This is a genomic window from Echinicola pacifica DSM 19836, assembly GCF_000373245.1.
Classification (GTDB): Bacteria; Bacteroidota; Bacteroidia; order Cytophagales; family Cyclobacteriaceae; genus Echinicola; species Echinicola pacifica.
On record NZ_KB890739.1, the window covers coordinates 301,767 to 313,821 of the forward strand.

The window sequence follows — 12,055 nt, forward strand, 5'->3', positions numbered from 1 at the left end:
TTCATGACGGGTAAGACTAAATATAAGTCAATGCATACAGTAGGGATGGCGCTGCTGTGCATATTGATTTTTCTAAGTCTTACCTCTCAGGCGCAGGAGCAAACCTGCAAATGGATATTCCCAGCTCCTCATCAGCAGGAATATGAGCAAGTGCTGGATTCCCTCACCGTCATACAAGCTTCCATCAGCCTTGCCGATAGCGTAGGCCTCCATTGGACTTATGATAGCCAATCGGGAAAAATTAATATTAAATCCATTAGCAAGACTGCGCAGATTTTACCAGATTCCTTGCAGATCTGCTATCAGACTTTTCCTATCAATTTTGCCAAACCCATCGCCCATCGTACCCTAGAGGAACATTATGATTCCATGGCCTATTTCAAGGCGGTGCAGGAGGTCAGTGATCAGATGATTGACTTCAGCGAGGAGATTTTTCCATCGGGCAAACTCAATAAAGCTGGCAGCCTGACCCGGGGAATTTCCTTTGGCAATACCCAAAATGTATTTGTCAACTCCTCCCTAAATCTCCAGATGGAAGGGGAACTCGCGGATAACCTGAATGTGAGGGCTTCCATAACCGATCAAAATGTCCCCTTTCAGCCTCAGGGGAACACCCAGCAGGTTCAGGATTTCGATAATGTACTCATTGAATTGTATAATGATAATATGAGTCTCAAGGCCGGAGATGTCGTTTTGCGCCAGCCCCAGTCCTTATTTCTGAAGTACTATAAAAATGTCCAGGGACTGCATGTCTCCACCGACTATAAAGTCAACGAACAATGGAAAGCCAGAACAGAGATAGGCGCATCCATCGCCAAGGGAAAGTTTAACTCTGTACAACTGGAAGTGAAGGAAGGGGTGCTCGGCCCGTACCGTATCCCCGGTCCCTCCGGCGAAAAGTATATCATCATAATGGCCAATTCAGAACGAGTATTCTTAGATGGGAAGCTTCTCAGCAGAGGGTATAATCAGGATTATATCATTGATTATAATCAAGGGCAGATCACCTTCACCAGTAATGTGGTGGTCACTCAGTACTCTCGCTTGAGGGTGGATTATGAATATGCAGAAAGGAATTTTTCCAGATCCATTATCACCGCTAGCCATCGACAGGAGCGTGATAACCTCGCCTTTTATTTCAATTATTATAAGGAACAAGACAATAAAAACAGGCCTCTATTTACAGAATATTCTGATGCAGATAAGGTGCTTTTGGCTTCCGTCGGTGATCAACTGGATAGGGCTCTTATCCCCCGGGTAGATAGTGTCGCCTTTACTTCTCAGCGCATTCTTTACCAAAAGCAGGTTTATACCAATACTTTAGGGCAAGAGATTCTCTATTACGAATATTCTACCGATCCACAGGAGGCCCACTTTGAAGTCAGCTTCTCAGAAGTGGGACAAGGAAGGGGTAATTATCGCCGGAAAGAGCAGCTTGCCAATGGAGTGGTTTATGAATTTGTGCCTCCTCAAAATGGCATCTTGCAAGGGGACTATACGCTTTTTGCGCAGCTACCTGCCCCTAATAAGAAGCAAATGTTTACCGCTGGTACAGAGGTGAAACTATCCAAATACGAGAAAGTGTATGCAGAGCTAGCGAGCTCTAATCAGGATCTGAACCTTTTTTCTGAATTGGGGAATGAGGATAATAAGGGCTTTGGCGCCAAAGGGGGCTTTATTTCTGAAGGTAGAAGCCTTGGCGGTAAACTAAGCGATTATAAACTGAAGGGTTTCACCGAAATGGAGTATAACTCTACCAACTTCCAATTCATTGATAGGTATCGCTATATAGAGTTTGATCGGGACTGGGGGCTGAGTCCTGACCAGCTGGAGTTGCCCCAAAGTGAAAAACTGGCAAAGGCCGGGCTAGGGATAGAAAAAGACAGGGATAATGCGTGGAACTATCAGTTCCAGTATAGAAACCGGGAGGAGCAACTTCAGGGTGTTCAGCAGGAGCTTTCTATTCGGGAGCGGCTGGCTGGAAGATTCCAAACCTCCCAACAGGTGTTTCTGCTAAACACCAGTGGCTTGCAAACCGAAAATACATGGAAAAGGTATTATGGCCAAATCGAATATCGCTCCAAGGTGCTGGTTCCCGGGTATCGGTATGAGGTAGATCGAAACAGGGAAACCTATACGGAGACCGATTCGGTGTTTTATAGTGCGATTAATTATAGCGCACACCGCATTTTTATTAGCTCAAATGACACCCTGACTTATCGGTTTTTGGCAGACGCTAGTTGGCGCGAAGACCGTAGGCCCATCGGAGGTCAGCTGGTGGATGACACCAAGGCCTTCACCACCAACTATAGTCTTCAGAAAAATATGGGTTTACATCAGCTGAAAGGGACATTTACCTATAGGCGGCTGGAGCAATTGCAGATGGAGAATGCCGTGGAGACGACGGTGATGGGCAGGCTGGATTATAGCGGCTCTCTATGGGACAATGCCCTGCGCACCGAGCTGAATTATGCTATAGGCAATGGTCAGGAGTTGAAGCGTGAATTTGTCTATCTGCTCGTGCCCACAGGGGAGGGGACGCACACTTGGAGAGATGATAATGGCGATGGACTGCAGCAATTGGGAGAGTTCTATCTTGCCGTAAACCCGGAGGAGAAAAACTATATTAAAGTGTTTACCCCCACGGATGAGTATATTCAGGCTTATAAAAGCTTGTTTAATTTCCGGCTCAATGCGGGCTTTCCTTCCCAGTGGAGTGCCGAGAAGGGACTTAAGAAATTCCTCTCCAAATTCTCCAATACTACCGTTTGGAATGTAGAGAAGAAGATTACGGCAGAGGATTTTTGGCAAAGGATTAGCCCTTGGGCAGCGGGAATAGCGGAGGAGGATTTGGTGTCTCTCATTGGGCTATTTCGCTCTTCTCTATTTTATAATCGGACCTCTCCAGTATTCGGGATGGATTTTAACTTCAGCCTTAATGAAAATAAACAACTGTTGACAGGGGGTTTTGAGCAGGACCGACGTAGTGCCTGGCGCCTCAATACACGCTATAATGCCGCTACCAATTTAAGTTTGCGATGGCTGCTGGAGCAGGGCCGAAGATCTACCTCCTCTGATTTTTTGGATAATAGGAATTATGAAATACACCAAGTGGGAACCGGGCCTGAGATCACCTGGCAGCTCTCCTCCATCTTCCGAACGGCGGTGAAATATCAGTATTCGCATAAGCAAAATATAGAGAATATAGAATATGATGAAAGGGCAAATCTGCATGAGCTAGGTTTGGAGATGAGGTATGCCAAGGCAATCAAAACCACCTTAAATGCACAGCTAAAATTTACGCGAATCGATTATAATGGCCTTGCCAATACCCCGGTGGGCTATGAAATGCTCAATGCCCTGACCAATGGCAGCAATGTCTCCTGGATGCTCAATTGGGTGCAGCGCATAGGGGAGGGTTTGCAAATGAACCTTGCCTATGAGGGGAGAAACTCAGAAGGCTTAGATAAGGTGGTCCACACCGGGAGAATGCAGGTTTCTGCTCTTTTTTAAACGCAGCCAAAAACTCCATGTCGCCTTGAAATACGGGGCTTAGCAATCCTAATTTAGTATACTGTCCTTCAGCTAATGGGTTGGGCTTAAATGTGATGAGATTTCTCACTTTATCCTCATTTATGAATTGGGACACAAGATATTTCATTAATCAGCCAAATAGATATATAAAAAAATATAGAAAGTCATTTGATGATGGTGAAAATTTTTTAATTTTATCAAATGCATTTCCATTGATATCATTTAATGGATTTGTAGGACGTTTTTACAGAGACCGATAACCCTTTACTGAATTATGAAAAAAGCACTTACTTTATTAATGGCTGTTTTATTACTAGCCAGTTGCTCAGGCAATAAAGAGCAGCAAACCGGTACTGAAGAGAAGGTAGCGGCCAAAATCCCTGTGCATGCATGGATGGGCGGATTTAATGACAAATCAGAAGAAGAGATCAGAGAGAAGTTTACCGAATTTAAGGAGCATGGCATCGATGCATTGATGTATAATGGTGGCCATCATCCGGAAGATTATAAGAAAGTAGGCAAAATTGCCAAGGAATTAGGGCTTGGTTTTCATGCTTGGATTCCTACCATGGTGCAGCATAAGACGGACGAGCTGAAGGCAGAGTGGTATGCGGTAAACCGAAATGGAGAGTCAGCATTGGAGAAGCCAGCCTATGTGGCTCATTATACTTTCTTGTGTCCAAACAAAGAGGGAACGTATAATTTCCTTAAAAATATGTACACCAAAGTCGCTCAAGTGGAAGAGGTAGATGCCATTCATTTGGATTATATCCGTTTCCCTGATGTGATCCTGGCTAGAGGCCTTTGGGATAAATATGGCTTAACTATGGACCAGGAATTTCCTCAGTTTGATTATTGCTATTGTGATGACTGTACAGGTGATTTCAAAGAGAAAACTGGCATAGACATCAAGACTGTAGAGGATGCTACCCAGGTGCAGGAATGGAAGCAATACCGATATGACCTTATCACTAGCATCGTGAATCGTCTCGCGGATGTCGTGCATGCAGAAGGAAAAGAAATCAATGCGGCAGTATTTCCTGGGCCACATTCCGTAGCCATGAAATTGGTGCGTCAGGAGTGGGACAAATGGAACCTGGATGCTGTATTCCCAATGAACTATAATGACTTCTATCTGGAGGACACCAAGTGGATTGGTGAGATTACCAAGGAAGAAGTAGCATCGGTAAACGGTGAGCGCCCAATATTTAGTGGCTTATTTATCTGCCCTAACCCTGAAAAGAAAGCTGAAATAGCCGATCCTGAAGGTCATGGTCTTCTGCCAAGTGAACTTGGTGCGGCCATTAAAGAATCTATGGACAATGGCGCAACAGGCATTTGCCTATTTACTCCGGGTCGTATGACTGATGAGCATTGGGTAGAGCTTAAGAAGGCCATTTATCCGACGAAGTAATCATAATCAAGGCGCAAGGCCTGAGAGACTTCTGGTCTAATAGGTTTATAGTCTCCTTATTTTTGATGATGATTTTCTAGAGAACCAAAGTGATTCCTTCTACTAATAGTTAGAGTAGTCGAAATAGAAAGAGATGGCTTTTGCCATCTCTTTTTTTTTATACTCTTTTTGATTCTTAAATCATATCCATTAGTGAATGGACGTATTTTCCTATGAATATCGAAGGCGATTTCCTCATGTGCTCGTGTGGTTTTGGCAGAGCCAATTGGCCAATAGTGATTAGCTAAAATGCTAGGCTATAAGCACCGGGGAATAGCTACTTACCCATCCAAACCTTTAATCCAGCCCTATAATCCTTTATAATCACCTATGAGGATGGGATGGAGGAGGAGTAAAGCAATCCCATGCTCCGAAGCAGAAATCACTTCACCTCAATTACCGGTGTGTTCTTTGAATTAAATTCTGGAAATTCAACTGATAAGCCACCACCAAATGCATATTAATAGAAACCTATGGTTAGAGTTGTTTTCATTTATTTGAAATTATCCGCCTGGACGCTGATTTTATCCAAATAGGTGGTGATTGTAAAGTCCCTATGGATCATGGCGCCCGGGTAAGATACTCTGTAATAAGCCACCGTGTCCCGAATATCTTTGTTGTCAACTAATCCACAGATTATATGACCATCACCAGTACCTAAGTTTGGCTTCCACTTTTGATTTATGGTTGTACCATTTTCGGGGAGATGAATAACCAGAGAGTCGATAACCCTATTTTGTGAGTAATCTGTGGTCAGAACGTACAGTAAAACTTCTCCAGTAGTACTATTTGCTTTAAAATTGATTTCCGGATTCCTGTCTTCATTTCCTGAAATGCAGGAAAAACATAGGATTGCCATTGAAATGATAATCAGTCTCATATTTTTTTTAGTTGTAAGTCAATAAAAAGTTCAGTTTATTCCTCCACAGCACATTTTATCAGCTACAGATTTTTATTTAATAGCAATGATCGGGAAAATATTGACAAATCACAAAGTCCTGATAGTGAGTAGGTTGTAAGGTGGTTATAATAGGTTTTTGTTACTTGTTTTAGGAGGTAAAATGGTAAGAATAGCCAGGCTTAGATTGTGGATTTAGTCTGTTCTTCCATTCCCAGGTTTGATTTAGGCAATGGAATGGTGTTGGCTTGATGCTATTTTAGACTTGCATAAGCTGGCCCTACTCGCGGATTAGTTCTCTGATGAGCTAAAAAAGATAGGCTTGACATTGCGATTACTAGCAATGGATAAGGTTCTAACCAGAATGGGGATTTCCCTATAAAGGGGTAGAGATAAGGCCGTGCTAGAGTAAGGTGTTTATATTTCTAAAACTATGGGGAGCATAGGTTCTATATTCTTGGAAATAGCTCTGTTTATTTCTGAGGAAGATACTAAGTACAGGAATATCAGAAGGATATGGGACCATTGGCAAGTGGTCATTATGTTTATTTGATAATAGAAACGATTGAATTGGATAATAGTGATTCGTGGAAAAATCTGTAACTTTGTAAACGTATAATTAGTTGTCATACTAATTATTTAAAGGAACAATTGATTAAGGTAAATCAGTGGCCAAGTGCTTTTTTCGGGAGTGTTTCTGGATTTAGTGGCCTAAATAGCAACCCATAACTATGTCCCAAAATATTATAGTAACTGGAGGAACAAAGGGAATCGGCAAGGAAATCATCAGGCGTTTTGCGCGAGAGGGATTTTCGATTTTCACCTGCTCTAGAAGCGAGGAAGATCTGAAGCTGTTGGCGGAGGAAATAAGGAGTGATTTTCCTGAGGTCAGGATACATACCAAGGTGGCGGACTTGTCTAAGAAGGAGGAGGTAATTGCCTTTTCGCAAGCGGTGAAGGCGGTATTTATTCCTGATGTATTGGTAAATAATACGGGGGTGTTTCTACCTGGAGCGATCCATGACGAACCCGATGGAAACCTGGAGCTGATGATGCAGACCAATTTATACAGTGCTTATTATTTGCTGCGTGCCTTTGCTCAGGAGATGATAGCGCGTAAGTCGGGGCATGTATTCTCCATTGGCTCTATCGCGGGTCTTACAGCCTACGCCAATGGGGGCAGTTATGCCATTTCAAAATGGGCCATGCTAGGGATGACCAAGTGTCTGCGCCAGGAGCTTATGCCTTTTGGTATCAAGGTGACTTCTGTGCTGCCCGGTGCTACTTTTACGGCCAGCTGGGAAGGAGTGGATATCCCGGAGGAGCGATTTATGAAAGCGACGGATGTCGCCGAGTCAGTTTGGTCAGCCTATAACCTTTCTGCCCATTCTGTTGTTGAAGAGATAGTGATCAGGCCTCAATTAGGAGATTTATAATTGAAATTACGATGGAACTTAAAGATTCGAATATAAATACATTGAATTATTGTGATAGTTTAATTCGCTATTCACGCCGCAGGACCATTCCAGTGAAAGTGGGCGGGCTGTATATAGGTGGTGAGCATCCGATCGTGGTGCAGTCCATGACGACCAAAGACACCATGGATACGGAGGGCTCCATAGAGGAGTGCATCCGCATGATCGAAAGTGGCTGTGAATTGATCCGTATTACGGCTCCCAGCATCAAGGAGGCGGAGAATCTTAGAAATATAAAAGCCGGATTGGCTAAGCGGGGATACCATGTTCCCTTAGTGGCGGACATCCATTTCACCCCAAACGCCGCGGAGATTGCCGCGCAGATTGTCGAAAAAGTCCGCATCAATCCGGGAAATTATGCAGACAAGAAAAAATTTGAAGAAATAGAATATACCGATGAAAGCTATCAAGCGGAGCTGGACCGGATTCGCGAGCGCTTTTTGCCCTTGGTGAATATCTGCAAGGAGCATGGTACCGCCATGCGTATCGGTACAAACCACGGGTCCCTGTCTGATCGGATCATGAGCAGATATGGCGATACCCCCTTAGGGATGGTGGAGTCAGCATTGGAATTTCTGAGAATCTGTGAGGACGAAAACTACCATGATATCGTCATCTCTATGAAATCTTCCAATACTCAGGTGATGGTGCAAGCCTATCGTCTGCTGGTGCAAAAGCTGGATGAAGGTGGGTTTAAGCCTTATCCCCTGCACTTAGGAGTGACAGAAGCGGGTGATGGTGAAGATGGTAGGGTGAAGTCGGCCGTGGGCATTGGTACCTTGCTTGAGGATGGACTTGGGGACACCGTAAGGGTTTCCTTGACGGAGGATCCAGAGCTGGAGGCTCCCGTAGCGCGTGCTTTGGTGGATCGCTATACGGTCAGACCTGGACATGCCCCCATTCGGGATTTGACTCACTATCCTCTAAATCCTTATGAATACCAAAAGCGATCGACTCATGAGGTGGTTAATTTTGGCGGAGCCAACGTGCCAAGGGTAATTACTGATATCTCCACTCTCGCAGCGTTGACCGAAAAGGAGCTGAGGAATGTGGGGCATTTTTACTTACCTGAATTGGATAAGTGGAAGATGAATGACCAGGGCTGTGACTATATCTATTCCGGCGACCAGCCGATTCCTTTTATGCTGCCCAATGGCCTGAAAGAAATAGTCAATCTGAAGGCTTGGACCGCACTTGAGGATCATGAAAATAAACTTCCTGCCTATACTTTGGAGGAATTTACCTCCGCCACCTCCTTCCATTCAAAAATAAACTTTCTGAAGTTAGAAGATGTTGAGGTAGAGGCTGCCGTGAAGGCTTTGGCGGGGCGCAAAGATGTGGTGATTATCTTGTCTAGCAAAAACAAACATACTATGGCCGCCCTGAGGCGTGCTTATATTACTCTGATTAATCATGAAATCACCGCCCCAGTGGTTTCCGAAGTTGGATATCAACTGCAAGATGCTGACCATACGATGCTATTTGCTGCGACCGACCTTGGCGGCTTATTGATCGATGGCCTTGGTGATGGCGTCATGCTGGGCCTAGAAGCCAAGGGGCAGCAGAGCCGCGAGGAAATGTTGGAGACTGTCAAATTGCATAACTCCGTAAGCTTTGGGGTGCTTCAGGCCGCTCGTACTCGAATGTCTAAGACGGAATATATCTCTTGCCCTTCCTGTGGAAGGACCTTATTTGACCTTCAGGAGACCACCGCCATGATTCGCCAGCGTACTGATCACCTGAAAGGGGTGAAGATTGGTATCATGGGATGCATCGTGAATGGCCCGGGAGAAATGGCTGATGCCGACTATGGCTATGTCGGTTCGGGCAAAGGAAAAATCACCCTTTATAAGGGAAAAGAGGTCATGAAAAGATCCGTGCCTTCGGAGCAAGCAGTGGATGAACTTATTGAGATCATCCGACAAGGTGGCCAGTGGATCGAACCGGAATCGGTGGAATAGATTGCTGAGCTCATTTTAAAATGCCCCAAATCCATTTATTATAAAAATTAGCATATCATGGGAGATAATAAATTTAAAGAGTTTTTCCAGTTGGGTGCCGTAGGCAATTACTTCATTCGAGTATTTCAGAAACCTGACCCAAATCAGAAATCTAATTTTAACCTACGAATGATGCATGGGATCAATAAGATATCAATTTTGGTATTTATGGGGGCCCTTATCATTTGGTTGGTAAGAAGATTTATGTAAATGAATCTGGCGGCTCTTAAAAAGTAATAGCACTATGGATATTGAGTATTTCAGAAATTACTGTTTAAGTAAACCTTCCGCAACAGAGGACACCCCTTTTGATGCGAATACCTTGTGTTTTAAGGTGGGAGGGAAGATTTTTGCGATTATTAATATTGAAGTATTCGAAAGTGTAAATCTAAAATGTGATCCTGAAAGGGCCATAGAGCTTAGGGAACAGTATAATGGGGTCCTGCCAGGCTATCATATGAATAAGAAACATTGGAATACCGTCTCCTTTGGGGCGGATGTTCCTGATCCAAGGGTCTTAGAAATGGTGGATCATTCCTACGAACTGGTTTTTGCCAGTCTATCCAAAAACCAAAAAGCAGCATTGGGATTATGAGTTTTTTGAAGGTCACCGAGCTAAGCAAGCATTATAATAATACTCATAAGGCACTGGAAAACTTCAGCCTCCAACTTCCCAAAGGAGGGATACTGTCCATGGTCGGCGAGAGTGGCTCTGGTAAGAGCTCACTCCTACGGATCATCGCAGGCCTAGAGGTCCAAAGTGCTGGCCTCGTCCATCTGGGAGATCAGAAGATCCTCAACCCCGACCAAAAACTAGTGGCGGGCTATGATGAAATCCAGTTGATCCATCAGGAGTATAAGCTATATCCCAATTCCACCGTGGAGGAGAATATTGCTCGACCCTTATTATTATACGACAAAGCCTACCAAAAAGAAAGAACAGAAACCTTGCTCTCCATGCTACGGCTGCAGGACCATCGCAATAAGAAACCGCGTCAGCTCTCCGGTGGGCAGCAGCAAAAGGTGGCTATTGCCCGGGCATTGAGCATAGAGCCGGAGGTGCTCCTTTTGGATGAGCCTTTTAGCAGCCTGGACGTGATTCAGAAGCGTATATTGATCGAGGAGCTTAAGGATATCTTTGAAGAACTTAAGGTAACCGTGATCTTTGTCACTCATGAGGTGGAGGATGCCATGCTGATGAGCGAAGACCTGGTGGTGATTCAAAAAGGCGAAATAGTACAGCAGGGCAAGGCCCAGGAATTGGTGGAGCAGCCGGCAAGTGAATATGTCGCCCGCCTTTTTGGTTTCTTGAATAAAATCCCAAAAATGGATAATACCTTCATTCGTCCCATCGATATACGTGTAAGCGCCAAGGGCGAGCTAATGGGGAAAGTCCTTAGCAAGCAGTATTTGCTTCAATACAACCTTCTCAAAGTGGAAGTGGCGGATGAGGTATGGCGCATCGTCGATTTCCAGCGAGCCCTGACTATTGGCGAATCGATAGGTTTGGATTTTGATGAATCTAATTTTTTGAAGTTTAAGGCATAAATAGGCCATTAGTTTCTGTTAACAAGGGTTTTTGCCCAAAAAAAGGATGTTCTTATTGTAGTGCTCCGCCTGTTTCTATCGCTTTGGGATAGGATCGATGGGAGGAAGGTCGAAAAATAATTAGGGTATAGGCCACGAGTATTCCCGTGGCCTGGTATATGTGTTTTTTATTAGCAGGAAATTGAATTTACCCTAATTATAATAGAGCGCGGCCCTATCGGCGTACCTAAGGAAAGCAAAAACCTGCCTGATGCAAATGAATTTAATGCTGATGTCCATTGACCCCGTGCACGTGGCCATGAGCGATTTCTTCGGCAGTGGCTTCACGAACTTCCAATACTTCTCCGTCAAAATGCAGTTTGAAGCTTACCAAAGGATGATTAAAATCTAAGAGCAGCTGATCTCCCAGGTCTTTCAATACCTTAGCCTGCATAGGATAGCCATCTTCATCCACTAGCGGTAGGAAGTTGCCCTCTTGAAGCATTTCGGGTTTGAATCCACGCTCTTCAGTGAGTTGTGCTTTTTCGATATCTACGATCAATTCATCATCGGCAGGACCATAGGCCTCGTCCACCTCCAGGATAAACTGGAACGTATCCCCCTGCTGCTTATTGGCGAGCAGTGTTTCGAATTTCTCTGGCAGGCCACTATTGCCATAAATAAAGTAAAAAGGGTCTTCATTGTCCCGAACTTCCACGCTGAAGGGAGCTGATTCTTCCTCTTCCTTGCTTACTTTTAATTCATATGTGAGGCCAACGACCTTGTTTTGGGATATTTCCATGGTGTATTCTTTTGTGTCAAGCAAATATAAGTGACTCCCTCACCGCCTCCAAGTTTTTGGAACCATTATGGCCGCTCCTTATTCGATATAATACTAATTCATCTGAATTTAAGAGACCTCTTCCTATGGGGGATTTCCATTTGGCACACTAAAAATAATGTCAGCACCCATTCCCATGCCAGAGCCTATGCTGTATTAGCTAAGCTTAATAGAAGTACCTTAAAAATGCTAAAGCCACAAAACCAACCATTCGGAATCGGTAATCGAGGGAGTTTTGACAAATGGAAATAGAGATTGTTTATCAAGGTCACTTCGCCTGAAGGCTGGAATAGCTAGTAACAAAAAAAGGCTGGAGATTTTTCCAGC

Annotated in this window: 9 protein-coding genes; 7 read left to right on the plus strand and 2 right to left on the minus strand. The window is 44.2% G+C overall.

Features of this window, described 5'->3' with window-relative positions:
* Positions 1 to 30 precede the first annotated feature (30 nt).
* Both B050_RS0105795 and B050_RS0105800 read left to right on the plus strand, forming a co-directional pair.
* Positions 31 to 3,513: a hypothetical protein gene (locus B050_RS0105795; protein ID WP_026235671.1), complete on the plus strand. Its 3,483-nt coding sequence runs from the start codon at positions 31 to 33 to the stop codon at positions 3,511 to 3,513.
* 295 nt (positions 3,514 to 3,808) lie between these two features.
* Positions 3,809 to 4,948, plus strand: coding sequence for a glycoside hydrolase family 10 protein (locus tag B050_RS0105800; RefSeq protein WP_018472951.1), 1,140 nt, complete (start codon positions 3,809 to 3,811; stop codon positions 4,946 to 4,948).
* Between the two features lie 532 nt (positions 4,949 to 5,480).
* Here B050_RS0105800 and B050_RS0105805 read toward each other — a convergent pair.
* Positions 5,481 to 5,867 (minus strand): hypothetical protein, encoded by a 387-nt coding sequence (locus B050_RS0105805; protein WP_044201868.1) that lies wholly within the window; start codon positions 5,865 to 5,867, stop codon positions 5,481 to 5,483.
* A 749-nt stretch (positions 5,868 to 6,616) separates the two neighbouring features.
* Here B050_RS0105805 and B050_RS0105810 point away from each other — a divergent pair.
* The 5 genes from B050_RS0105810 to B050_RS0105830 are packed head-to-tail and all read left to right on the plus strand — an operon-like array spanning position 6,617 to position 10,908.
* Positions 6,617 to 7,321: an SDR family oxidoreductase gene (locus tag B050_RS0105810; RefSeq protein WP_018472953.1), complete on the plus strand. Its 705-nt coding sequence runs from the start codon at positions 6,617 to 6,619 to the stop codon at positions 7,319 to 7,321.
* Between the two features lie 11 nt (positions 7,322 to 7,332).
* Positions 7,333 to 9,321, plus strand: a complete 1,989-nt coding sequence (gene ispG / locus B050_RS0105815; RefSeq protein WP_018472954.1) for a (E)-4-hydroxy-3-methylbut-2-enyl-diphosphate synthase — start codon at positions 7,333 to 7,335, stop codon at positions 9,319 to 9,321.
* Between the two features lie 57 nt (positions 9,322 to 9,378).
* A complete protein-coding gene (locus B050_RS0105820; RefSeq protein WP_018472955.1) occupies positions 9,379 to 9,570 on the plus strand; it encodes a DUF6728 family protein in 192 nt (63 codons plus the stop codon).
* Between the two features lie 34 nt (positions 9,571 to 9,604).
* On the plus strand, positions 9,605 to 9,955 hold the full coding sequence (locus B050_RS0105825; RefSeq protein ID WP_018472956.1) for an MmcQ/YjbR family DNA-binding protein: 351 nt from the start codon (positions 9,605 to 9,607) through the stop codon (positions 9,953 to 9,955).
* Positions 9,952 to 10,908 carry an ABC transporter ATP-binding protein gene (locus B050_RS0105830; protein ID WP_018472957.1) on the plus strand — a complete coding sequence of 319 codons (957 nt, stop codon included), beginning with the start codon at positions 9,952 to 9,954 and terminating at the stop codon, positions 10,906 to 10,908. The genes B050_RS0105825 and B050_RS0105830 overlap by 4 nt, the downstream gene beginning before the upstream one ends.
* 262 nt (positions 10,909 to 11,170) lie before the next feature.
* Here the strand turns inward: B050_RS0105830 and B050_RS0105835 are convergent, their stop codons facing one another.
* Entirely contained in the window at positions 11,171 to 11,689 is a 519-nt protein-coding gene (locus B050_RS0105835) for an FKBP-type peptidyl-prolyl cis-trans isomerase (RefSeq protein ID WP_018472958.1), read from the minus strand.
* Positions 11,690 to 12,055: the final 366 nt, after the last annotated feature.